The 22,015-nt window shown below is 67.5% G+C and carries 20 protein-coding genes and 1 pseudogene; 10 read left to right on the forward strand and 11 right to left on the reverse strand.

The window, feature by feature from the left end; genetic code table 11:
* Positions 1–26: 26 nt before the first annotated feature.
* From IT40_RS16715 to hmpA, 5 genes and pseudogenes are all read right to left on the reverse strand, one after another.
* Positions 27–212 (reverse strand): hypothetical protein, encoded by a 186-nt coding sequence (locus IT40_RS16715; protein ID WP_036757635.1) that lies wholly within the window; start codon positions 210–212, stop codon positions 27–29.
* 389 nt (positions 213–601) lie between these two features.
* Complete coding sequence (locus IT40_RS16720) at positions 602–1,276, reverse strand: DUF2270 domain-containing protein (protein ID WP_036757637.1); 675 nt, start codon at positions 1,274–1,276, stop codon at positions 602–604.
* Between the two features lie 85 nt (positions 1,277–1,361).
* Positions 1,362–2,171, reverse strand: a complete 810-nt coding sequence (locus tag IT40_RS16725; protein ID WP_036757640.1) for a DUF72 domain-containing protein — start codon at positions 2,169–2,171, stop codon at positions 1,362–1,364.
* An 81-nt stretch (positions 2,172–2,252) separates the two neighbouring features.
* Positions 2,253–3,152: pseudogene (locus IT40_RS16730) on the reverse strand (GlxA family transcriptional regulator); the annotation flags it as partial.
* A gap of 229 nt (positions 3,153–3,381) precedes the next feature.
* Entirely contained in the window at positions 3,382–4,590 is a 1,209-nt protein-coding gene (gene hmpA, locus IT40_RS16735; RefSeq protein ID WP_036757641.1) for an NO-inducible flavohemoprotein, read from the reverse strand.
* A gap of 123 nt (positions 4,591–4,713) precedes the next feature.
* On the opposite strand from hmpA, the gene IT40_RS16740 reads away from it, so the two are divergent.
* Positions 4,714–5,157, forward strand: coding sequence for an Rrf2 family transcriptional regulator (locus IT40_RS16740; protein WP_036757642.1), 444 nt, complete (start codon positions 4,714–4,716; stop codon positions 5,155–5,157).
* A 6-nt stretch (positions 5,158–5,163) separates the two neighbouring features.
* Here the strand turns inward: IT40_RS16740 and IT40_RS16745 are convergent, their stop codons facing one another.
* The gene (locus tag IT40_RS16745) at positions 5,164–6,069 is read right to left on the reverse strand and encodes a LysR substrate-binding domain-containing protein (protein WP_036757643.1); all 906 of its coding nucleotides are present in this window, start codon (positions 6,067–6,069) and stop codon (positions 5,164–5,166) included.
* A gap of 124 nt (positions 6,070–6,193) precedes the next feature.
* On the opposite strand from IT40_RS16745, the gene IT40_RS16750 reads away from it, so the two are divergent.
* On the forward strand, positions 6,194–7,420 hold the full coding sequence (locus IT40_RS16750) for an aminopeptidase P family protein (protein WP_036757644.1): 1,227 nt from the start codon (positions 6,194–6,196) through the stop codon (positions 7,418–7,420).
* A gap of 147 nt (positions 7,421–7,567) precedes the next feature.
* The gene (locus IT40_RS16755) at positions 7,568–8,902 is read left to right on the forward strand and encodes an MFS transporter (protein ID WP_036757645.1); all 1,335 of its coding nucleotides are present in this window, start codon (positions 7,568–7,570) and stop codon (positions 8,900–8,902) included.
* A gap of 62 nt (positions 8,903–8,964) precedes the next feature.
* Here the strand turns inward: IT40_RS16755 and cbbR are convergent, their stop codons facing one another.
* Complete coding sequence (cbbR, locus tag IT40_RS16760; protein ID WP_036757646.1) at positions 8,965–9,894, reverse strand: LysR family regulator CbbR; 930 nt, start codon at positions 9,892–9,894, stop codon at positions 8,965–8,967.
* 93 nt (positions 9,895–9,987) lie between these two features.
* Between cbbR and IT40_RS16765 the strand changes: the two genes are divergently transcribed.
* The 7 genes from IT40_RS16765 (at position 9,988) to cbbX (ending at position 17,851) form a co-directional block, all read left to right on the forward strand.
* Positions 9,988–10,980 carry a class 1 fructose-bisphosphatase gene (locus IT40_RS16765; protein ID WP_036757647.1) on the forward strand — a complete coding sequence of 331 codons (993 nt, stop codon included), beginning with the start codon at positions 9,988–9,990 and terminating at the stop codon, positions 10,978–10,980.
* A 21-nt stretch (positions 10,981–11,001) separates the two neighbouring features.
* Positions 11,002–11,874: a phosphoribulokinase gene (locus IT40_RS16770; protein ID WP_036757648.1), complete on the forward strand. Its 873-nt coding sequence runs from the start codon at positions 11,002–11,004 to the stop codon at positions 11,872–11,874.
* Between the two features lie 14 nt (positions 11,875–11,888).
* The gene (tkt, locus tag IT40_RS16775) at positions 11,889–13,892 is read left to right on the forward strand and encodes a transketolase (protein ID WP_181820471.1); all 2,004 of its coding nucleotides are present in this window, start codon (positions 11,889–11,891) and stop codon (positions 13,890–13,892) included.
* Positions 13,892–14,971 (forward strand): class II fructose-bisphosphate aldolase, encoded by a 1,080-nt coding sequence (gene fba / locus IT40_RS16780; protein ID WP_036757649.1) that lies wholly within the window; start codon positions 13,892–13,894, stop codon positions 14,969–14,971. The genes tkt and fba overlap by 1 nt, the downstream gene beginning before the upstream one ends.
* Before the next feature lie 15 nt (positions 14,972–14,986).
* Positions 14,987–16,450 carry a form I ribulose bisphosphate carboxylase large subunit gene (locus tag IT40_RS16785; RefSeq protein ID WP_036757650.1) on the forward strand — a complete coding sequence of 488 codons (1,464 nt, stop codon included), beginning with the start codon at positions 14,987–14,989 and terminating at the stop codon, positions 16,448–16,450.
* A gap of 12 nt (positions 16,451–16,462) precedes the next feature.
* Positions 16,463–16,852, forward strand: coding sequence for a ribulose bisphosphate carboxylase small subunit (locus tag IT40_RS16790; RefSeq protein WP_036757651.1), 390 nt, complete (start codon positions 16,463–16,465; stop codon positions 16,850–16,852).
* A gap of 72 nt (positions 16,853–16,924) precedes the next feature.
* A complete protein-coding gene (cbbX, locus tag IT40_RS16795) occupies positions 16,925–17,851 on the forward strand; it encodes a CbbX protein (protein ID WP_036757652.1) in 927 nt (308 codons plus the stop codon).
* A gap of 35 nt (positions 17,852–17,886) precedes the next feature.
* Here cbbX and IT40_RS16800 read toward each other — a convergent pair whose 3' ends face one another.
* The 4 genes from IT40_RS16800 to IT40_RS16815 all read right to left on the reverse strand — a co-directional run bounded on the left by IT40_RS16800 (position 17,887) and on the right by IT40_RS16815 (position 22,015).
* Positions 17,887–18,417: a DUF3016 domain-containing protein gene (locus IT40_RS16800; RefSeq protein ID WP_036757653.1), complete on the reverse strand. Its 531-nt coding sequence runs from the start codon at positions 18,415–18,417 to the stop codon at positions 17,887–17,889.
* 68 nt (positions 18,418–18,485) lie between these two features.
* Positions 18,486–20,084: a GMC family oxidoreductase gene (locus IT40_RS16805; RefSeq protein WP_036757654.1), complete on the reverse strand. Its 1,599-nt coding sequence runs from the start codon at positions 20,082–20,084 to the stop codon at positions 18,486–18,488.
* Positions 20,085–20,127: 43 nt separating this feature from the next.
* Entirely contained in the window at positions 20,128–21,126 is a 999-nt protein-coding gene (locus IT40_RS16810; RefSeq protein ID WP_036757655.1) for a branched-chain amino acid ABC transporter permease, read from the reverse strand.
* 1 nt (position 21,127) lies between these two features.
* Positions 21,128–22,015: a branched-chain amino acid ABC transporter permease gene (locus tag IT40_RS16815; RefSeq protein WP_036757656.1), complete on the reverse strand. Its 888-nt coding sequence runs from the start codon at positions 22,013–22,015 to the stop codon at positions 21,128–21,130.

A 22,015-nucleotide genomic window follows, 5' to 3' on the forward strand; every position in this document is an offset into this window, starting at 1 on the left:
GGCAGGTCCGCGCCGGCGGCGGGACATCATCCGCCGTCGCCGCGACCCAGGAAAAGCGCCGCGAAAAGATAGATCCCCGCCGCACCGAACAGGATGGCCCAGAAGAAGGCGCCGCCCGCCGCCTCGAACGCCGCCCAAAGCAGGGGCAGCAGGACGCAGAGGACGCGGACCCAGAGCGGGCGGAAGAACGGGTGTTTGGGATCGACCAGCATCCCGCCAGCCTAGTGCAGCGCGGCTGCCGGCGCCATATCCCTCGGCGCCTTGGGCCGATGGGCTGGCATTGCGCCGGCTCCAGCCTGCGGAGGCCTGGCCGCCTCGACCACCGGCGGCGGCGCCTGCCCTTCTTTCGTGCCCAAATATCCTGGGGGGACGTTTCCTCCACCCCATCGAGGGGTGGAGGAAACGCGGGGGGCAACGCCCCCCGACGCCAGCGGCGCAGCCGATCCCGGCGCGGCCGTCCGGCACCCGGCCGCACCGCCGGGACACAAACACCGGCCGCCCCGGCCACACCCTCGATCCTGGATCGCCCCGCCATGCATCCTGCATTCAGCCGGGGGAATGCGTCAGGAAAAGCGCGCGCTTGCATCGGCCCGACGGGCCCTCACCCCATGCCCAGCGGATCCTGGCGCCAGCGGGCGCGCTTGCGGTCCTCGCGCAGGCTCCACAGGGCGATGGCGCCCCAGGACAGGCAATAGGCCAGCCCCAAGGCCAGCACCAGCCAACCCGGAATCGGGCCGATGGCGGCGCGCTCCAGCAATTCGCCCGCCGATTGCAGCGGGGTCGGATGCACCCCCAGCTTGCCCAGATAGGCCGCGGTCTGGATCAGCAGGATCCAGAAGTAATTGCGCCGGATGCGCCGGCCGATGGCGGTGCGCAGGCTGACGTGATAGGCGGGGCGGCGGTAATCCTCGGCCAGCCGGTCCTGCCAGCCGGTTTCCAGCCGCAAATCGCCGTCGCGCAGCATCGGCGCCATGAAGTTCAGCTCCATCCAGCGGCAGCGCGCGCGCCAGACGTTGAAATAGCGATAGCGCCGGGCCTCCAGCATCAGGAAGAAGATGATGAGGATGCCGACCAGAACCAGCGGCAACGGCGATGCCTGGGGCGAGGAAAAGGTGATCGACAGCGCCACCCCCAGCGTCACCACCGACCAGTTCGTCGTGGTGTCGAGCCGCGTGCGCCAGATGGTCGAGCGATAGATTTCGGCCCGGTAAAGATGCGCAAGCGCGCCGATTTCCGCCGTGTCCAGCGACTTGCGGCTGTTCTGCTGTCCGTCCATATGCGCGTTCTCCCTGCCTTGCAGCTTGGCAGGGCCGGACCTTGCCGGCAAGACCCCCGGTCCGCGGCCGGACCCTCCGCGGCCTTCAGCCCAGCCGCTCGATCAGCGCCATCGCGGCTTGCGGGTTATGCGCCTTGTGGCCGCCGATGACGTAAAGATAGACGTCGCGCGGCCCCGGGACCGCGTTCGGCCCGACATGATCCAGCCCCTCGGGCAGCCCGCCCGCGGCCCAGATCCGCGCCCTTTCCGCCCAAAGATCCAGCGCGGCCGGCGAATAGCCCAGCGCCTCGTCCGCGCTGGTGCCCATGATGCGCGCATAGACGAAGGGCGCGGTCGGATCGGCGATCTGGGGATACTTGCCGTCCGCGGCGACCACGGCCGCCACCCCATGCTCGCGCAGCATCTCGGTAAAGGCGGGCGTGCGGAAGCTCTCGTGGCGGACCTCGACCACATGGCGCAGCGCCCTGCCCTCGGCCGAGGCGGGCAGCAGCTTCAGGAAAGCCTCGAAATCCGCCGGCTCGAATTTCTTCGTCGCCATGAACTGCCAGTTGATCGGCCCCAGCTTGTCGCCCAAGAGCATCACCCCGCCGGACAGGAAGCGCGCGATGGTTTCGCCCGCATCGGCCAGCACCTTGCGGTTGGTGGCATAGCGCGGCGCCTTCAGCGAAAAGACGAAATCCTCGGGCGTCTCGTCATGCCATTTGCGAAAGCTCTCGGGCTTTTGCGCGCCGTAATAGGTGCCGTTGACCTCGATCGAGGTCAGCCGGCGGCTGGCATGTTCCAGCTCGCGCCGCTGCGCCAGCCCCTCGGGATAGAAGCTGCCACGCCAGGGCTCATAGGTCCAGCCGCCGATGCCGATGCGGATGCGTCCCGCCGCCGCCCTGCCCTTGTCCATCCCCCGTCCTCCTGCGCTGGCGATTCGGCCGATCATAGCGCAGGGCGCGGGCCAGGCCCTAACCCGGCCGCTTGCGCGTCAGCGAGAACTTGTAGGGCGACATGCCGTATTGCCCCCGGAACACCTTGGAGAAATACGAGGACGAGCCGAAGCCGCAGGCCACCGCCACCTGCATGACGCTGAGATTGGTCTCGGTCAGCAGCGAGCATGCTGCAGCCGCACCCTGTTGAGGTATTGCAGCGGCGTCGTGTCCAGGTAGCGCTGGAACAGCCGCTCGAGCTGGCGGCGCGAGATGCCCAGGTGGCGGGCGCATTCGGCCAGGTCGATCTCGTCCTCGACATGGGCCTCGATATAGGCCACGGCGCGGATCAGGTGGTCGTTGCGCGTGCCCAGTCGGACGGAAAGCGAACTCAGCTGTTCGTCCTCGCCGCGGCGGATCTGGCCCAGCAGGCACATGTTCATCACCGCCTGGCCCAGCTCGGCGCCGTAGTAATCCTCGATCAGCTTCAGCGCCAGCTCGGCCGAGGCGACGCCGCCGGCGCAGGTGACGATGCGCTCGTCGATGCAGAAGATGCGCCGCTCGGGCACCAGGTCGGGATATTTCTCGGTGAAGTTCGGGATGTTTTCCCAATGCAGGGTAAAGCAGCGGCCGTTGAGGATGCCGGCGCGGGCCAGCGCATAGGCGCCGGTGCAAAGCCCGCCCACGGTGCCGCCATGGCGCCATTGCTTGCGCAGCCAGTCGGTCAGCTCGGCGCTGCAACCCGCATCCGGCTCGACCCCGCCGCAGACCAGCACGTAATCCGAGGCCGGCGCCTCGGACAGCGGCGCGTCGGGCAGCAGCGGCACCCCGTTCGAGCAGGTGATCGGCGCGCCGCTTTCGCTGTGGATGCGCCATTTGAACAGCACCTGCTCGGTCAGCTGGTTGGCCACCCGCAAGGGCTCGATCGCCGAGGTGAAGGCCAGCATGGTAAAGCGCGGCATCAGCACGAAGGATACGGTGATCGGCGCCCGGACCGGCGTCGCAAGCTTCACATGGGCGATGCCCCGCGCGATATAGCGTTCGCTGTCGTCAGCAACAGATTGCGGCACGATGGTTTCCCGGATGCTGCACCCGGCCGGGGGACCGGGCGTCCGTTCCGCATTGCCACAAGCCGCGGCGCGCTGCCAAGCCCCTTGGCAAGGGGCCGGGTAGCGTCGGCCCAAGGCCGCCTCAGGCGGCCAGCAATTCGTCGGCCGGGCCGAAGAACTCGTAATGGATGCGGTCCGCGGGCACGCCCGCCAGCGACAAGGCCGCCACCGCCGCGCGCAGGAAGGGCCGCGGGCCGCAGATATAGTAATCCGCCGCCTCCGAGGGGGTATTGGCCAGCAGCCATTCCTCGGTGATCAGCCCGGCATGGTCGTAGTCGCGGCCCGCGACCTCGTCCGCCAGCGGCGTCTGGTGGAAATCGGTGACGGTGATCTGCGGCCGCCGCTTGGCCAGCGCGCGGACATGGGCGCGCATCGCATGGGTGTCGCGGTCGTGGGTGCCGTGGATGTAATGCACCGGCACCGGCGCATCCGATTGCACCAGCGCCTCCAGCATGGCGACCATGGGCGTCAGCCCCACGCCCCCCGACAGCAGCACCACCGGCCGCTCGGGCCGTTCGGGCAGGAAGAACTCGCCCGCGGGGGCCGCGACCTTCAGCACCGTGCCCGGCCTTTGCTGGTGCAGCCAGCCCGAGACCAGCCCCTGCGGCTCGCGCTTGACCGAGATGCGATAGGTCTGGCCGTTCGCCGCGGCCGAGATCGAATAGTTGCGCTTGGCCGGGGCATGGCCGGGGATCTCCAGCCAGAAGGTCAGGTATTGGCCCGGCTTGTGCGCCATCACCGGCCCGCCATCGACCGGGCGCAGGATGAACGAGGCGATGGTGCTGCTTTCGCGGATCACCTCGTCGATGCGAAAGTCGCGCCAGCCGTTCCAGCCGCCCTCGACCGCCAGCTGCTCGTCATAGATCCGCCGTTCGCGCGCGATCAGGATATTGGCAAGGAACCAATAGGCCTCGCCCCAGGCATCCAGCACCTCGTCGGTGGCGGCATCGCCCAGCACCGCCTGGATGGCGCCCAGAAGCGCCTCGGCGACATGGGGGTAATGTTCGGGCAGGATCTGCAGGCCGACATGTTTCTGGGCGATGCGCTCGACCGCGGGAACCAGCGCCGTCACGTTGTCGATATTGTTGGCATAGGCCAGGATCGCCCCGGTCAGCGCGCGTGGCTGCGATTCCGAACCGCCCTGGTGCGTCTGGTTGAACAGGTCGCGGATGTCCGGGTTCTGGAACATGCGCGCATACATTTCGCGAATGATGTCAAGGCCATGCGCCTCAAGCGCGGGGACGGTGGCTTTGACCAGGGCGATGGTCTGCGCGCTCAGCGGCTGCGGCATTCGGCTTCTCCTGCAAGGGGGCGCGGCAGGGGATCGGCCGCGACTCAAAACATGTATTGTGGATACATGTATCTTTGCCGCCAGAAACATGCAATCAGGATACATGTTTTATCGGAGCCTGCAATGCGCCTGACGCGCTATACCGATTATGCCATGCGCGTGCTGCTGTATCTGGGCCGCGAGCCCGAACGGCTCTGCTCGATCGGCGAGATCGCGCAGGCCTATGGCATTTCGCAAAACCACCTGATGAAGGTCATCAACGACCTGGTCCATGCCGGCTTCCTGGCCAGCCTGCGCGGGCGCAACGGCGGCATCCGCCTGGCCCGTCCGCCGGCCGAGATCAACATCGGCGCGCTGGTCCGCCATACCGAGGACGATTTCGACCTGGTCGGCTGCGGCACCTGCATCATCGCGCCGGCCTGCGGGCTGACCTCGGTGCTGGACGAGGCGATGGCGGGGTTCATGGCGGTGCTGGACGGCTACAGCCTGGCCGACGTGCTGGCGCGGCGGCCGGATTTCTCGCATCTGCTGCACCCGGTCGCGGCGCGCGAACCGGCACGGTCCTGACCCGGATCAGCCGTCCGGCCCGGCATCCCTTTCGCGGAACGCCCAGTCCTGGAACGCCTGGGCGTTCTCGGCCAGGTCGGCGGGCTGTGGATCGTTGGCCAGCAGGTAATAGCCATAGTTTTCCAGCACCGTGACCGGGGACAGCTGCACCAGCCGGCCGCTGTCCAGGTCGTCGCGGATCATCGCCAGCGGGCATAGCGCCACCCCCTGCCCGGCCAGGGCGGCGGCGCGTAGCAAGTTGAAATCCTCGAACACCGGCCCGGCCTCGTCCGGGCCGATGCCCTCGCCCATCCGCGACAGCCAGGCGCGCCAGGCGGATGTGTCGGTGTCGTGCAGCAGCCCCGCGGCCCTGATCCCGGCAGCCGAGGGCGGCGCCTCGCCCAAGCCGGACAGCAGCGAGGGGTTGCAGACCGGCGCGCTTTCGCCGGGCAGGAAGGCCAGCACCCGCACCCCCGGCATGACCGGCGGGCCATCCGAGAAGACGAAGGCGAAATGCGTGCTGCGAAAGTCGATCTCTTGCCCGTGCATGGCATAGACCACGCGCAGCGCCAGGTCGGGATGCGCCTGCCGAAAGCGCGAAAGCCGCGGGATCAGCCAGCAGATCGCGACCGAGGGGATGGCGGCGATCACCAGCGGCTGCGCGCCGCCGGCCATGCGCACCCGCTTGCAGGCCGCCTCGATCTCGGCCAGCGACAGGCTCAGCGTGCGCGCCAGCTCCTGCCCGCGCGGCAGGAGGCGCGGCCGCGGCCCCGAGCGGTCGAACAGCGCAACCCCCAGGAATTCCTCGAGATGGCGGACCTGGTGGCTGACCGCCGACTGGGTAACGAACAACGCCTTCGCTGCCTCCTTGAAGCTTTTCAGCCGGGCGACGGCCTCGAAGGCACGCAGGGCATTGAGCGGCAGAAGCGACATGGGAAGCGACCCGCAACGATTGAGATTTTCTCAAGCGAAGCATGAGAAACGGTCTTTTGACAAGACCCCTTGCACGCCCGATCCTGACGCCATCCGAACCCCCAAAGAACAAAGAGGACATCCCATGCAACGCGACAGGCTTCAAAGTTTCGTCGGCAATGGCGAGAAGGCGGCCCCGACCTTCTCGGCCACGGAAATGCAGCGCCGCCAGGACGCAATCCGCGCGCATATGGCGCAGACGGGCGTCGATGCGGCGCTGTTCACCTCGTATCACAACATCAATTATTACGCGGATTTCCTCTATTGCCAGTTCGGCCGCCGCTATGGGCTGGTGATCGACCATGACAAGGCGACGACGATCAGCGCCGGCATCGACGGCGGCCAGCCCTGGCGGCGCAGCTTCGGCGGCAACGTCACCTATACCGACTGGCAGAAGGACAATTATTTTCATGCCCTGCGCCAGCTTGCCGGCAACGCCAAGCGCATCGGCATCGAATTCGACCATGTGAACATCGACCTGCTCGACCTGCTGAAGGCGGAATTTCCCGGCGTCGCGTTCGTCGACATCGCCGCCCCCGCCATGCGGCTGCGCATGATCAAGTCGGCCGAGGAGATCGCCCATATCACCGAGATGGCCCGCATCGCCGATGTCGGCGGCGCGGCCTGCGTCGAAGCGACCGCCGTCGGCGTGCCCGAGCACGAGGTGGCGCTGCATTCCACCGCCGCCATGGTGCGCGAGATCGCCAGGACCTGGCCGCATGCCGAGCTGCTGGACACCTGGACCTGGTTCCAGTCCGGCGTGAACACCGACGGCGCCCACAACCCGGTGACGAGCCGCAAGATCCAGCGCGGCGACATCCTGTCGCTGAACTGCTTCCCCATGGTCGCGGGCTATTACGTCGCGCTGGAGCGCACGCTCTTCGCCGAGGAGGCCAGCGACGAACACATCCGCCTGTGGGAGTTCAACTGCAAGGTCCACGACCGCGGCAAGGAATTGCTGGTGCCGGGCAAGAAATGCTCGGAGATCGCGGCCGAGCTGAACGAGATGTATGCGGCCGAGAACCTGCTGCAATACCGCAGCTTCGGCTATGGCCACAGCTTCGGCGTGCTCTGCCACTATTACGGCCGCGAGGCGGGGCTGGAACTGCGCGAGGATTGCGAGACGGTGCTGGAGCCCGGCATGGTCGTCTCGATGGAGCCGATGATCACCATCCCCGAGAACATGCCCGGCGCCGGCGGCTATCGCGAGCATGACATCCTGGTGATCGAGGAAGGCGGGAACCGCAACATCACCGGCTTCCCCTATGGACCCGAGCATCTGATCGTCAAGGGCAAGGCCAAGGCCGCCTGACCCCCCGCCGCCCGCCGGTCCACCCGGCGGGCGGATCGCGTAACGGCGGTTCCGACCGCCGCCACCGGCCCGCATCCCCCGCGGGCCGGGCGGAAAGGCCATTGCCGGCAGAGGAGGCCGGCAGGAACACCCAAGGGAGGGTAATCAATGTCCAATCCAACGCTCGCCGCGGCGGCCGGCATGCCGCAGGATGCGGCGCCGGACGCCGAGGTCTCGCGCGATGTCGTCAGGAAGGTGCTGGGCGCCAGCTTCGTCGGCAATTTCGTCGAATGGTTCGACTATGCCTCATACGGCTATTTCGCCACCGTCATCGCCCATGCCTTCTTCCCCGAGATCGCGCCGACCAGCGCGCTCCTGGCGACCTTCGCGGTCTTCGCCATCTCGTTCATCATCCGCCCGGTCGGCGGCATCATCTGGGGCGCGATCGGCGACCGGGTCGGGCGGCGCACGGCGCTGTCCTGGTCGATCCTGATCATGTCGGGCGCCACCACCGTCATCGCGCTGCTGCCGTCCTATCACCAGATCGGCCTGCTGGCGCCGGTGCTTCTGCTGCTGGTGCGCATGGTGCAGGGCTTTTCCGCCGCGGGCGAATATGCCGGCGCCACCTCGTTCATCGCCGAATATTCGCCGACCCACCGCCGCGGCCTTTACACCAGCATCGTGCCGGCCTCGACCGCCGCGGGGCTGCTGGCCGGCTCGCTGATGTCGGCGGGGCTCTTCGCCTTCCTGGACGAGGCGCAGATGCAAAGCTTCGGCTGGCGCATCCCCTTCCTGCTGGCGCTGCCGCTGGGCTTCATCGGCCTCTATATCCGGCTGCGGCTGGAGGATACGCCGAAATTCCGCGAGCTGGAAAAGACCCATCACGTCGAGGCCACCCCGGTGCGCGAGCTGTTTCGCAACCATCGCCGGCAGATCGCCATCGCCTTCGGCGTCACCTGCCTCAACGCCGTGGGCTTCTACCTGATCCTCAGCTACATGCCCACCTATCTCTCGACCGAGATGGGCATGGGCAAGGCGCAGGCCTTCCTGGCCACCAGCATCTCGCTGGCCAGCTACATCTTCCTGATCTTCCTGATGGGCATGCTGTCGGACCGGCTGGGGCGCAAGACGGCGCTGATCACCGCCTCGGTGCTGTTCATGGCGCTGACCGTGCCGCTGTTCAGCATGCTCGACGGCGCGAGCTTCCTCACCATCGTGCTGATCCAGATCGCCTTCGGCGCGCTGCTGACCATCAACGACGGCACCCTGCCCTGCTTCCTGTCCGAGATCTTTCCGACCCGCGTGCGCTATTCCGGCTTCGCCTTCAGCTTCAACGCGGCGAATGCGCTGTTCGGCGGCACCGCGCCCTTCGTCGCGACCTGGCTGATCAGCGTGACCGGCAGCAAGCTGGCGCCGGCCTGGTATCTGGTCGGCGCCGCCGCGCTGGCGCTGGTCGCCATGCTGATGGCGCGCGAGACCGCCGGCAAGCCGCTGGAGGACTGATCGCGCAAGGTCAAAGGCAAGGCCCAGGGGGCCGGCCGCCGGCGATCCGCCGCGGCCGGCCCCTACGCTTCGACCGCGGGCAGGAAGGTGCCCTTCAGCCCCAGGATATGGTCATGCACCCGCCGCCCCGCCGGCGACAGCGCCATGTCCTCGCGCCGGATCAGGAACCAGTTGCGCTGGATCGGCAGCCCCTCGGCCTTCAGCGCCACCAGCCGGCCGGCGCGCAATTCCTCGGTCACGGTATGCTGCGAGATCAGCGCGATCCCCAGCCCGGCGATCACCGCCTGCTTGATGGTCTCGTTCGTGCCCATCTCGACCATGCGCCAGGGCGTGCCGTCGCCGATCCGGTCCAGGAAGCGCGTCATCAGGATGCGCGTGCCCGAGCCCGGCTCGCGCGCCAGATAGGTTTCGGCCAGCAGATCCCGCGGCGTCGCCGGATCGGCCGCGGCCAGCCGGTGATCGGGGGGCGCGACGATGATATGGGGATGCGGGCCGATGGGCTCGGCCACCACCGCCGGGTTGCGCGGCGGCCGGCCCATGATCGCCAGGTCCAGCGCGCGCGAGGTCAGCCACTGGATCACCGCGTCGCGGTTGCCGATGCGCAGCGTCACCTCGACCTCGGGCAGCGCGCGGCGCAGGTCGGCGACAAGGCGCGGCGCGAAATACTTGCCGGTCGAGACCACCCCCAGCGAGACGTTGCCGGTATGGCCGCTTTGCAGCGCCGCCACCCGCCGCGCGCAGGTTTCCAGGGCGATGGCGATCTGCGCCTCGGCCTCCAGCACCGTCCGCCCCTCCTCGGTGGCAAGGAAGGCGCCATGCTCGCCCCGGATCACCATGGGCGCGCCCATCAGGTCTTCCAGCGCGCGCAGCTGGCTGTGGATCGCGGGCGGGCTGAGGCTAAGCTGCCCCGCGGCGCCCGTCAGAGAGCCGCTGTCGATCACCGCGCGCAGCACGCGCAGCTGGCGCAGGGTTATGGCACTGATCCGCTTCATTCAGAATTTCCGAAATACTTTTTTGCATTATTAAATGTTCCTTAAAATCTGGACATGTCAACAAGAAGACGGGACGCGCCAGAGGAGGGGCAGATGACCGCCGAGACAATCCAGACCGACCGCATTCCCGAGGAGCTTCGGCCCGTGATGCAGGCGATGGCCGAGGCCGGCGCCCGGCTTGCCGCGATCATCCGCCGGGGCGGCGACCTTGCCTCGCCGGTCGGGACCAATGCGGATGGCGACGGGCAGAAGGCGCTGGACGTGATGGCGGACGACCTGTTCCGCCAGGCGCTGGCCGGCGCGGGGGTGCGCTGGCTCGCCTCCGAGGAACAGGACGAGGCCGTGGCGCTGGACCCCGCAGGGCGCCTGGCCGTCGCCATCGACCCGCTGGACGGTTCCTCGAACATCGACACCAATGTCTCGATCGGCACGATCTTTTCGATCTACCCCGCCGAGGCGACGGCCGAGGCCAGCTTCCTGCGCCCGGCCCGCCAGCAGATCGCCGGCGGCTATATCATCTACGGCCCGCGCTGCGCCATGATGGTGACGTTCGGCGACGGCGTGCAGCATTACGCGCTGGACCCCGACAGCGACGGCTTCCGGCTGGTCACGGCCCGGCAGGAGATGCCCGAAAGCGCCCTGGAATTCGCCATCAACGCCTCGAACTACCGGCACTGGCCGCAGCCGATCCGGGCCTATATCGACGATTGCCTGGCCGGCAGCGACGGCCCGCGGGAACAGAACTTCAACATGCGCTGGATCGCCTCGCTGGTGGCGGAAACCCATCGCATCCTGATCCGGGGCGGCGTGTTCCTGTATCCGGGCGACGCGCGCAAGGGCTACGGCTCGGGCCGGCTGCGCATGCTCTACGAATGCGCGCCCATCGCCTTTCTGGTCGAACAGGCCGGCGGCCGCGCCACCAACGGGCTGGTCCCGATCCTCGACCAGGGCGCGGCGAGCCTGCACCAGCGCACGCCCTTCGTCTTCGGCTCGGCCGAGAAGGTCGCCCGCATCGCCGCCTATCACGAACTGCCCGAGACCGAGGTTTCGGCACTGTTCGGCCATCGCGGCCTGTTCCGGGCCTGATCTGGAAAAAGAAGGGACACCATGAGCAAGAAACACCCGATCATCTCTGTCACCGGCTCGTCGGGCGCAGGCACCACCACGATCAAGAACACCTTCGACCAGATCTTCCGCCGCGAAAGCATCACCGCCGTCAGCATCGAGGGCGACGCCTTCCACCGCTTCGACCGCGCGGCGATGAAGGCGGAACTGACGCGCCGGACCGAGACGGGCGACCACACCTTCAGCCATTTCAGCATCGAGGCCAACGAGCTGGAGCGCCTTGAGCAGGTGTTCCGCCACTACGGCGAGACCGGCACCGGCCAGACCCGGCATTACGTCCACGACGACCGCGAGGCCGAGAAATACGGCACGCCCCCCGGCCAGTTCACCGCATGGGAGGATTTCGCCCCCGACTCGGACCTGCTGTTCTACGAGGGGCTGCATGGCGCGGTCAGGTCGGACGGCATCGACATCGCCGGCCAGGCCGACCTGAAGATCGGCGTGGTGCCGGTCATCAACCTGGAGTGGATCCAGAAGATCCACCGCGACAAGGCCAGCCGCGGCTATTCGACCGAGGCCGTGACCGACGTGATCCTGCGCCGGATGCACGCCTATGTGCATGTGATCTGCCCGCAGTTCACCGAAACCGACATCAACTTCCAGCGCGTGCCGGTGGTGGACACCTCGGACCCGTTCATCGCGCGCTGGATCCCCACCGCGGACGAAAGCCTGGTGGTGATCCGCTTCAAGAACCCGCGCGGCATCGATTTCCCCTATCTGACCTCGATGATCCAGGGCTCGTGGATGAGCCGCGCCAATTCCATCGTCATTCCGGGGCCGAAGCTGGACCTCGCCATGCAGCTGATCCTGACGCCGATGATCCTGCGTCTGGTCAACGAATCGAAGCGCGCCTGAAGGGAGGGAAGAACATGAACCAGATGGCAAGGATCGACACCGGCATGGAGGCGCAGATGGCCAATGCCATCCGTGCGCTGGCGATGGATGCGGTCGAGGCGGCGAAATCCGGCCACCCCGGCGCGCCCATGGGCATGGCCGACGTGGCCGCGGTGCTGTTCAACCGCTTCATGAAGATCGACCCGGCGGATGCCGCATGGCCCGACCGCGACCGTTTCGTGATGTCGGCCGGCCATGGCTCGATGCTGGTCTATGCGATCAACCACATGCTGGGCTATGACGACATGGACATGGACCAGCTGCGGAATTTCCGCCAGCTGGGCGCACGCACCGCCGGCCATCCCGAATACGGCCATGCCAAGGGGATCGAGACCACCACCGGCCCGCTGGGCCAGGGCATCGCCACCGCCGTCGGCATGGCGCTGGCCGAGCGGATGATGAACGCCCGCTTCGGCGACGGGCTGGTCGATCACTGGACCTATGTCATCTCGGGCGACGGCTGCCTGATGGAGGGCATCAGCCACGAGGCCATCGACTTTGCCGGCCACCAGCGGCTGGGCCGGCTGATCCTGCTGTGGGACGACAACGGCATCACCATCGACGGGCACACCGACCTGTCCACCTCGACCGACCAGCTGGCGCGCTTTGCCGCCGCGGGCTGGCATGTGCAGGCGGTGGACGGCCATGACCGCGAGGCTGTGGCCGCCGCCATCGAGGCCGCGCGCGCGGACGAGCGCCCCTCGCTCATCGCCTGCAAGACGGTGATCGGCTATGGCGCGCCGAACAAGCAGGGCAGCCACGACGTGCATGGCGCGCCGCTGGGCGCCGACGAGATCGCCGCGGCGCGCGCGCATCTGGGCTGGAGCCATCCGCCCTTCGAAATTCCCCAAGACATCCTGGACTCCTGGCGCAATGTCTCCGCGCGAGGGGCCGAGGCGCGGTCAGCATGGCAGAAGCGGCTGGAAACGTCCCCAGATCAGGGCCGTTTCAACGCCATGCTGGCCGCGCCCGATGCGGCGGCGCTGCGCAGCGCCATCCGCGACTATACCGCCAGACTGGCCGCCGACCGGCCCAAGGTGGCGACCCGCAAGGCGTCCGAGATGGCGCTGGAGGTAGTGAACGCCACGCTGCCGAACACGGTGGGCGGCTCGGCCGACCTGACCGGCTCGAACAACACCCGCAGCAAGGGCATGGTCTCGGTGACGCCGGCCGAGCGCCTGGGCCGCTATGTCCATTACGGCATCCGCGAACACGGCATGGCCGCGATCATGAACGGCATCGCGCTGCATGGCGGGCTGATCCCCTATGGCGGCACCTTCCTGGCCTTTTCCGACTATTCCCGCCCGGCCATCCGGCTGGGCGCGCTGATGGGGGTGCCGGTGATCCATGTCATGACCCATGACAGCATCGGCCTGGGCGAGGACGGCCCGACCCACCAGCCGGTCGAGCATGTCGCGGCGTTGCGGGCGATCCCGAACCTGATGGTCTTTCGCCCCGCCGATGCCGTCGAGACCGCCGAGGCCTGGGAGATCGCGCTGACCGCGCCCGCCACGCCCTCGGTCCTGTGCCTGTCGCGCCAGAACCTGCCCGCCGTGCGGCTGGAGGCCGATGACGAGAACCTGAGCCGCCAGGGCGCCTATGTCCTGCGCGAGACCGAGGGCGCGCGCGACGTGACCCTGATCGCCACCGGCTCCGAGATCGAGATCGCGCTGGAGGCCGCCGACCTGCTGGCGGCGCAGGGCGTGCGCGCCGCCGTCGTCTCGGCCCCCTGCTTCGAGCTGTTCGCCCGGCGTCCCGAGGCCGAGCGCGAGGCGGTGCTGGGCCGCGCCCCGCGCATCGCCATCGAGGCGCTGATCCGCCAGGGCTGGGACGGGCTGTTCCTGCGCCCCGGCGACGGCTTCATCGGCATGGCGGGCTTTGGCGCCTCGGCCCCTGCCCCCGCGCTTTACCGGCATTTCGGCATCACCGCCGAACGTGCCGCCGACCTTGCCAACCAGCTTATCCAGGGAGGAAAGTGATGGCCCTCATCACGCTGCGACAGCTTCTGGACCACGCCGCCGAACATGGCTACGGCGTGCCCGCCTTCAACATCAACAACATGGAACAGGGCCTGGCCATCGTGAAGGCCGCGGCCGAGGTCGATGCCCCGGTGATCCTGCAAGCCAGCCGCGGCGCCCGCTCCTATGCCGGCGACATCATGCTGCGCCGCATGGTCGAGGCCCTGGCCGAGATGAACCCGACCATCCCGATCTGCCTGCACCAGGACCATGGCAACAACCTGGCCACCTGCATGTCGGCGATCCGCCACGGATTCACCAGCGTGATGATGGACGGCTCGCTGCACGAGGACATGAAGACGCCCGCGGATTACGACTATAACGTCGCGGTGACGGCCAAGGTGGCCGAGGCCGCCCATGCCGTCGGCGCCTCGGTCGAGGGCGAGCTGGGCGTGCTGGGCAGCCTGGAGACCGGCGAGGCCGCGGCCGAGGACGGCTCGGGCGCCGAGGGCAAGCTGGATCACAGCCAGCTGCTGACCGACCCCGACCAGGCGGTGGATTTCGTCTCGCGCACCCGCTGCGACGCGCTGGCCATCGCCTGCGGCACCAGCCATGGCGCCTACAAGTTCAGCCGCAAGCCCGATGGCGACATCCTGGCCATGCATGTGATCGAGGCGATCCACGAGCGCCTGCCCGGCACGCATCTGGTCATGCACGGCTCCAGCTCGGTGCCGCAATACCTGCAGGATCTGATCAACGATGCCGGCGGCGCGATGCCGCAGACCTATGGCGTCCCGGTCGAGGAGATCGAGCGCGGCATCCGCCACGGCGTGCGCAAGGTGAACATCGACACCGACTGCCGCATGGCGATGACCGGGCAGTTCCGCAAGATCGCCCGCGACAAGCCCGAAGAGTTCGATCCGCGCAAGTTCATGATCCCGGCCATGAAGGAGCTGACGGCGCTGTGCCGCGACCGCTTCGAGCGTTTCGGCACCGCGGGCCATGCCAGCAAGATCAGGGTCATCCCGATGGACGAGATGGCCAAACGCTATGCGTCGGGGGCGCTGGACCCGGCAATCACTGGCGCGAAAGCCGCCTGAGGAGGAGGAAGCCCGATGAACGAGATGAGCAAGTCCGAAATCACGGACAAGAAAAAGCGCTACGCCGCCGGCGTGCTGAAATACGCCCAGATGGGTTACTGGGACGGCGACTACCAGCCCAAGGACACCGATGTGCTGGCGCTGTTCCGCATCACCCCGCAAGAAGGCGTGGACCCGATCGAGGCGGCGGCGGCCGTGGCCGGCGAAAGCTCGACCGCGACCTGGACCGTGGTCTGGACCGACCGGCTGACCGCCTGCGACCAGTATCGCGCGAAAGCCTATAAGGTCGAGCCGGTGCCGGGCACGCCGGGGCAGTATTTCTGCTATGTCGCCTATGACCTGATCCTGTTCGAGGAAGGCTCGATCGCCAACGTCACCGCCTCGATCATCGGCAACGTCTTCAGCTTCAAGCCGCTGAAGGCCGCGCGGCTCGAGGACATGCGTTTCCCGGTCGCCTACATGAAGACCTTCGCCGGCCCGCCCACCGGCATCGTGGTCGAGCGCGAGCGCCTGGACAAGTTCGGCCGCCCGCTCCTGGGCGCCACCACCAAGCCCAAGCTGGGCCTTTCGGGCAAGAACTACGGCCGCGTGGTCTACGAGGGGCTCAAGGGCGGGCTCGACTTCATGAAGGACGACGAGAACATCAACTCGCAGCCCTTCATGCATTGGCGCGACCGCTTCCTCTACTGCATGGAGGCGGTGAACAAGGCCACCGCCGCCACCGGCGAGACCAAGGGCCATTACCTCAACATCACCGCCGGCACGATGGAAGAGATGTATCGCCGCGCGGAACTGGCCAAGGAGCTGGGCTCTGTCATCGTCATGGTGGACCTGATCGTCGGCTGGACCGCGATCCAGTCGATCAGCAACTGGTGCCGGCAGAACGACATGATCCTGCACATGCACCGCGCCGGCCACGGCACCTATACCCGGCAGAAGAACCACGGCATCAGCTTCCGCGTCATCGCCAAGTGGCTGCGCATGGCCGGGGTCGATCACCTGCATACCGGCACCGCCGTCGGCAAGCTGGAAGGCGACCCGATGACCGTGCAGGGCTATTACAACGTCTGCCGCGAGACGGTGAACGCGGTCGACCTGCCGCGCGGCATCTTCTTCGAGCAGGACTGGGCCAACCTGAAAAAGGTGATGCCGGTCGCCTCGGGCGGCATCCATGCCGGGCAGATGCACCAGCTGCTGGACCTGTTCGGCGACGACGTGGTGCTGCAATTCGGCGGCGGCACCATCGGCCACCCGATGGGCATCCAGGCGGGCGCGACCGCGAACCGCGTGGCGCTGGAGGCCATGGTTCTGGCGCGCAACGAGGGCGTCGATATCGCCAATGAGGGTCCCGAGGTGCTGCGCAAGGCCGCCAAGTGGTGCAAGCCGCTGGAGGCGGCGCTGGATACCTGGGGCAACATCACCTTCAACTATACCTCGACCGACACCTCGGACTTCGTTCCGACCGCGTCCGTCAGCTAAGGGAGAGATCAGATGCGTATCACTCAGGGCTGCTTTTCCTTCCTGCCCGACCTGACCGACGAACAGATCCGCGACCAGGTGGAATACATCCTGTCGCGCGACTGGGCGGTCGGGATCGAATGGACCTCCGAGCCCCATCCCCGCAACACCTATTGGGAGATGTGGGGCAACCCGATGTTCGACCTCAAGGACGCCAAGGGCGTGATGATGGAGCTGGACGACTGCCGCAAGGCGCATGGCGACAAGTATATCCGCATCAACGCCTTCGACAGCACGCGCGGATGGGAGACGGTGATGATGTCCTTCATCGTCAACCGCCCGGAAAACGAGCCGAGCTTCAAGACCTGGCGCATGGAGGCCGATGGCCGCCATATCCGCTATACCCACGAGATGATCGGCTGACGGCACTGCCGGACCGGGGGGCTGTCTGCCCCCCGGACCCCCCGAGAGTATTTGTGAAACGGAGAAAGGCTGATGGACGGCGATATGGGCGAGACGCTGGCGACCGTGGATCTGAAGGCCGAGTATGAATCCTCGGGTGTGCGCGAGATCCTGGACGAGCTGGACCGCGAGTTGATCGGGCTGGCGCCGGTGAAGCAGAGGATCCGCGAGACGGCGGCGCTGCTGCTGGTAGACCGGGCGCGGCGCGACCTGGGGCTGGCCCATGAGGTGCCGACGCTGCACATGAGCTTTACCGGCAATCCCGGCACCGGCAAGACCACGGTGGCGCTGAAGATGGCCGGGCTGCTGCATCGGCTGGGCTATGTGCGCAAGGGCCACCTGGTCAGCGTGACCCGCGACGACCTGGTCGGGCAATATATCGGCCATACCGCGCCCAAGACCAAGGAAGTGCTGAAGAAGGCCATGGGGGGCGTCCTGTTCATCGACGAGGCCTATTACCTCTACAAGCCCGACAACGAGCGCGACTATGGCCAGGAGGCGATCGAGATCCTGCTGCAGGTGATGGAGAACAACCGCGACGACCTGGTGGTCATCATGGCCGGCTATGCCGACCGGATGGACCGCTTCTTCTCGGCCAATCCCGGCTTTCGCTCGCGCATCGCCCATCACATTGAGTTTCCCGACTATACCGACGAGGAGCTGGGGCGGATCTCGGCCTCGATGCTGGAGAACCAGGGCTATGTCTTCGACGAGGCCGGGCGGGCGGCGATGGAGGAATATATCCGCCTGCGCCGCGAGCAGCCGCATTTCGCCAATGCCCGCTCGATCCGCAATGCGCTGGACCGGGCGCGGCTGCGGCAGGCGAACCGGCTGTTTTCCGGCGAGGTGCCGGTCGATGCGCGGGCGCTGTCCACCATCACCGAAAGCGATATTCGCGCGAGCCGGGTGTTTTCCGGCGGGCTGGACATCGACGGCAGCCGCCGCATGATCGAGGATTGAGGGCGGGCCGCTTGCGGCCTGCCGGGGCTTGCCGGTCAGCCGGAAAGATCCGGACGGGCGGGTTGCCGCGGCGTGGCGAAGGTCTTGCGGAACCAGTCCTGCACCATCAGCTTGTCATAGACGAAGCGCCGGCTGTCGCCATGCCCGCGCGGGTCCGAGAGATAGTTCATGTCGGTCAGCCGTTCTTCGCCCGCGCGGATGACGGTGTCGCCCTGCATCAGCCGATAGCGCAGGTGGATGCGCGGCGGCGTGGTGTCGCGCAGGAAGCGCACGTCGTTGAAGCCGCTGCGCCAGGGTTCGAACTCGCCGGCAAGGTCGATGTCCAGCACCTCGATGGCAAGGCTTTGCCCGGCGGGCAGGTAGCGCGCGCCAAGCTCGGCAAACCAGCGGTCGAACTCGGCCAGGGCCGAGGTCCGGCTGCGTTCGCGGCGGAACTCGCGGTCGCGGAAGCTCTCGGGCGCGACATAGGTGACGGTGACGTTTCCCCCGGCCGATGCGGCCGGCCCGGCCATGGCGGCAGGCGCGGCGAGCGCCAGGGAAAGGGACAGGCAGATGGTCCTGAGCATGGCTTGCCTCCGCGCTTCCAGCCCTGTGCCAAGATATGGGCATGGGACGCGAAAAGTCAAAGCCGGGCTCAGGCCCTGGCGTCCTCGAGCATCATCCGCGCGGCCTTTTCGGCGATCATCATCACCGGGGCGTTGGTGTTGCCGCTGGTGATGGTCGGCATGACCGAGGCGTCGGCGATGCGCAGCCGGCCAAGCGCGCGCATCCGCAGCCGCGGGTCGACCACCGCCGCGTCGTCGGCGCCCATGCGGCAGGTGCCGACCGGGTGGAAGATCGTGGTGCCGATGGCGCCGGCGGCGCGGACCAGATCCTCGTCGCTCTGGAAGGCGATGCCGGGGATATGCTCCTCGGGGTCGAAGCGGTTGAAGGCGGGCTGCGCGGCGATCCTGCGGGTCAGGCGGATGGCGCGCGCGGCCACGTCGCGGTCGGCCTGGGTCGACAGGTAATTCGGCCGGATCGCGGGATGGGCGCGGAAATCCGGCCCGGCGACATGGACCGAGCCGCGGCTTTCCGGCCGCAGGTTGCAGACCGAGGCGGTCATCGCCGGAAAGGGATGCACCGGGTCGCCGAACTTGTCGAGGCTGACCGGCTGGACGTGGAACTCCAGGTCCGGCGTCGCCTTGTCCGGCCCCGAGCGGGTGAAGATGCCAAGCTGGCTGGGCGCCATCGACATCGGGCCCGAGCGTTTCAGCAGGTATTCCAGCCCGATCGACGCCTTGCCCATCAGGCGCGAGGCCTTTTCGTTCAGCGTCGGCACGCCGCGGACCTTGTAGACCAGCCGCAATTGCAGGTGGTCCTGCAGGTTCTCGCCCAGCGAGGGCACCTCGACCTGGGGCGCGATGCCGGCGGCCTGCAGCACCTCGCCGCGGCCGACGCCGGAATGTTCGAGGATCTGCACCGAGCCGATGGCGCCCGCGGCCAGCACCGTCTCGCGCGCGGCGCGGACCTCGCGCCGCTGGCCCTGGTGGTGAACGACCACGCCCGCGACCTCGCCCGCCTCGATCACCAGCCGCTCGACCTCGGCCCCGGTCAGGATGCGCAGGTTCGGGCGGTGGCGCACCGGGCGCAGAAAGGCCTTCGCCGCGCTCCAGCGCCAGCCGCGGCGCTGGGTCACGTCGAAATAGCCGCCGCCCTCGTTGTCGCCGCGGTTGAAGTCCTCGGTCCGTGGGATGCCGGCCTGCTCGGCCGCCTCCATGAAGGCGTCGAGCACGGCCCAGCGAACCCGCGCCGTCTCGACCCGCAATTCGCCACCGGCGCCATGCATGTCGTCGGCCCCGCGATAATGGTCCTCTTGCGCCTTGAACAGCGGCAGCACGTCGTCCCAGCCCCAGCCGGTGCAGCCGAGCTGGCGCCAATGGTCGTAATCCGCCGCCTGCCCGCGCATGTAGATCATGCCGTTGATCGAGGAACAGCCGCCCAGCACCCGGCCGCGCGGGTAAAGCAGCGCGCGGCCGTTCAGCCCCGGCTCGGGTTGGGTGCGAAAACCCCAGTCGGTGCGCGGGTTGCCGATGCAATAGAGATAGCCGACCGGGATATGGATCCAGTGGTAATTGTCGCGCCCCCCGGCCTCGAGCAGCAGCACCCGGTTGCCGGGATCGGCGCTGAGGCGGTTGGCCAGCACGCAGCCGGCGCTGCCCGCGCCGATCACGATATAGTCGTAGCTTTCCATCAGACACTCCATGATGGCCCCCGCCGGCGCGGGGGCCGCACCATCACGATTCGGAACGGAACCCCATTTTCCGGCCGATTTTCGTTGCGAAGAACTCTCCGACGAGGCCGCGGCGGAACAGCAGGACGCAGACCATGAAGACGAGGCCGGTGATGATCGTCACCGGGAAGTCCGAGGTGGCCAGGTAGTTCTGCAACGTGACCACCAGCCCTGCGCCGACGATGGGCCCCAGGAGCGTGCCGATGCCGCCCAGCAGCGTCATCAGGATCACCTCGCCCGACATCTGCCAGGTCACGTCGGTCAGCGTCGCGAACTGGAAGATCAGCGCCTTGACCCCGCCCGCCAGCCCCGCCAGCGCCGCCGACATCACGAAGGCGCCCAGCTTGTAGCGCTGCACCGAATAACCCAGCGAGATCGCGCGTTGCTCATTCTCGCGGATCGACTTCAGGATCATGCCGAAGGGCGAGTTCACGAAACGCCGGATGATCAGGAGCCCGATCACGAACACCGCCAGCACGAAGTAATACATGTTCATCGGCCGGTTCAGGTCGATCAGCCCGAACAGGTGCCCGCGCGGCACCGACTGGATGCCGTCCTCGCCATGGGTGAAGGGCGCCTGCAGGCAGAAGAAGAAGAACATCTGCGACAGCGCCAGCGTGATCATGGCGAAATAGATGCCCTGGCGGCGGATGGCGATGGCGCCCATCACCAGCCCCAGCAGGGCCGCGCCGGCGACGCCCAGCAGGATGCCCGCCTCGGGCGACCAGCCCCAGACCTTCACCGCATGGGCGGTGAAATAGGCCGCCCCCCCGAAGAAGGTGGCATGGCCGAAGGACAGAAGCCCCGTGTAGCCCAGCAGCAGGTTGAAGGCCGAGGCAAACAGCGCGAAGGCCAGAAGCTTCATCAGGAAGATCGGGTAGAGGAACATCGGCGCCACCAGCAGCCCGGCCAGGGCGATGGCGACCAGCGCCAGCTGCACCTGCCCCGCGCGCGGATGGGCCGCGACATGCTCCGAGGCGACGGTTTCGGATTTTGCGGCCATGTCAGGCATCCTTTCCGAAAAGGCCCGCGGGCCGCAGGATCAAGACGATCGCCATGATGACGAAGATCACGATGTTCGAGGCCTCGGGGTAGAAGACCTTGGTCAGCCCCTCGACCACGCCCAGCATGTAGCCGGTGACGATGGCGCCCAGGATCGAGCCCATGCCGCCCACGACCACCACCGCGAAGACGATGATGATCAGGTTCGAGCCCATCAGGGGCGAGACCTGGTAGACCGGCGCCGCCAGCACGCCGGCAAAGCCCGCAAGCCCGGCGCCGAGCGCATAGGTCAGCGTCAGCAGCAAGGGCACGTTGACGCCGAAGGCCTGCACCAGCACCGGGTTTTCCGTCGCCGCGCGCAGGTAGGCGCCGAGCTTGGTCTTCTCGATCAGCAGCCAGACCCCGATGCAGACCGCCAGCGAGGCGATGACCACCCAGCCGCGATAGATCGGCAGGAACATGAAGCCCAGGTTCACCGCCCCTGTCAGCTGCGGGGGCGGCGCATAGGGCTTGCCCGAGGCGCCGAAGAAATAGCGGAAGGTGCCCTCGATCGCCAGCGCCAAGCCGAAGGTGAACAGGAGCCCGTAAAGGGGGTCGAGCTTGTAGAGCCGCGACAGCATGGTCCTTTCGACCAGCGCCGCGAACAGGCCCACGAACAGCGGCGCCAGGATCAGCGCCAGCCAGTAGTTGATGCCGCCTACGGTCAGGAGCAGCAGCGCCGCGAAGGCGCCCAGCATGTATTGCGCGCCATGGGCGAAGTTGATCACGCGCAACAGCCCGAAGATCACCGCCAGGCCCAGGCTCAGCAGCGCGTAGAAGCTGCCGTTGATCAGCCCGACCAGCAATTGCCCCATCAGGGCCTGGAGGGGCACGCCGAAAATCATCGTCAT

Source organism: Paracoccus versutus, from assembly GCF_000763885.1.
Taxonomy (GTDB): domain Bacteria; phylum Pseudomonadota; class Alphaproteobacteria; order Rhodobacterales; family Rhodobacteraceae; genus Paracoccus; species Paracoccus versutus.

What these genes read in the sequence shown, in the direction of transcription:
- IT40_RS16715 (WP_036757635.1), bottom strand. Translation starts at nt 212, where the DNA reads ATGCTGGTCGATCCCAAACACCCGTTCTTCCGCCCGCTCTGGGTCCGC.
- IT40_RS16720 (WP_036757637.1), bottom strand. Translation starts at nt 1,276, where the DNA reads ATGGACGGACAGCAGAACAGCCGCAAGTCGCTGGACACGGCGGAAATC.
- IT40_RS16725 (WP_036757640.1), bottom strand. Translation starts at nt 2,171, where the DNA reads ATGGACAAGGGCAGGGCGGCGGCGGGACGCATCCGCATCGGCATCGGC.
- hmpA (WP_036757641.1), bottom strand. Translation starts at nt 4,590, where the DNA reads ATGCCGCAGCCGCTGAGCGCGCAGACCATCGCCCTGGTCAAAGCCACC.
- IT40_RS16740 (WP_036757642.1), top strand. Translation starts at nt 4,714, where the DNA reads ATGCGCCTGACGCGCTATACCGATTATGCCATGCGCGTGCTGCTGTAT.
- IT40_RS16745 (WP_036757643.1), bottom strand. Translation starts at nt 6,069, where the DNA reads ATGTCGCTTCTGCCGCTCAATGCCCTGCGTGCCTTCGAGGCCGTCGCC.
- IT40_RS16750 (WP_036757644.1), top strand. Translation starts at nt 6,194, where the DNA reads ATGCAACGCGACAGGCTTCAAAGTTTCGTCGGCAATGGCGAGAAGGCG.
- IT40_RS16755 (WP_036757645.1), top strand. Translation starts at nt 7,568, where the DNA reads ATGTCCAATCCAACGCTCGCCGCGGCGGCCGGCATGCCGCAGGATGCG.
- cbbR (WP_036757646.1), bottom strand. Translation starts at nt 9,894, where the DNA reads ATGAAGCGGATCAGTGCCATAACCCTGCGCCAGCTGCGCGTGCTGCGC.
- IT40_RS16765 (WP_036757647.1), top strand. Translation starts at nt 9,988, where the DNA reads ATGACCGCCGAGACAATCCAGACCGACCGCATTCCCGAGGAGCTTCGG.
- IT40_RS16770 (WP_036757648.1), top strand. Translation starts at nt 11,002, where the DNA reads ATGAGCAAGAAACACCCGATCATCTCTGTCACCGGCTCGTCGGGCGCA.
- tkt (WP_181820471.1), top strand. Translation starts at nt 11,889, where the DNA reads ATGAACCAGATGGCAAGGATCGACACCGGCATGGAGGCGCAGATGGCC.
- fba (WP_036757649.1), top strand. Translation starts at nt 13,892, where the DNA reads ATGGCCCTCATCACGCTGCGACAGCTTCTGGACCACGCCGCCGAACAT.
- IT40_RS16785 (WP_036757650.1), top strand. Translation starts at nt 14,987, where the DNA reads ATGAACGAGATGAGCAAGTCCGAAATCACGGACAAGAAAAAGCGCTAC.
- IT40_RS16790 (WP_036757651.1), top strand. Translation starts at nt 16,463, where the DNA reads ATGCGTATCACTCAGGGCTGCTTTTCCTTCCTGCCCGACCTGACCGAC.
- cbbX (WP_036757652.1), top strand. Translation starts at nt 16,925, where the DNA reads ATGGACGGCGATATGGGCGAGACGCTGGCGACCGTGGATCTGAAGGCC.
- IT40_RS16800 (WP_036757653.1), bottom strand. Translation starts at nt 18,417, where the DNA reads ATGCTCAGGACCATCTGCCTGTCCCTTTCCCTGGCGCTCGCCGCGCCT.
- IT40_RS16805 (WP_036757654.1), bottom strand. Translation starts at nt 20,084, where the DNA reads ATGGAAAGCTACGACTATATCGTGATCGGCGCGGGCAGCGCCGGCTGC.
- IT40_RS16810 (WP_036757655.1), bottom strand. Translation starts at nt 21,126, where the DNA reads ATGGCCGCAAAATCCGAAACCGTCGCCTCGGAGCATGTCGCGGCCCAT.
- IT40_RS16815 (WP_036757656.1), bottom strand. Translation starts at nt 22,015, where the DNA reads ATGACGATGATTTTCGGCGTGCCCCTCCAGGCCCTGATGGGGCAATTG.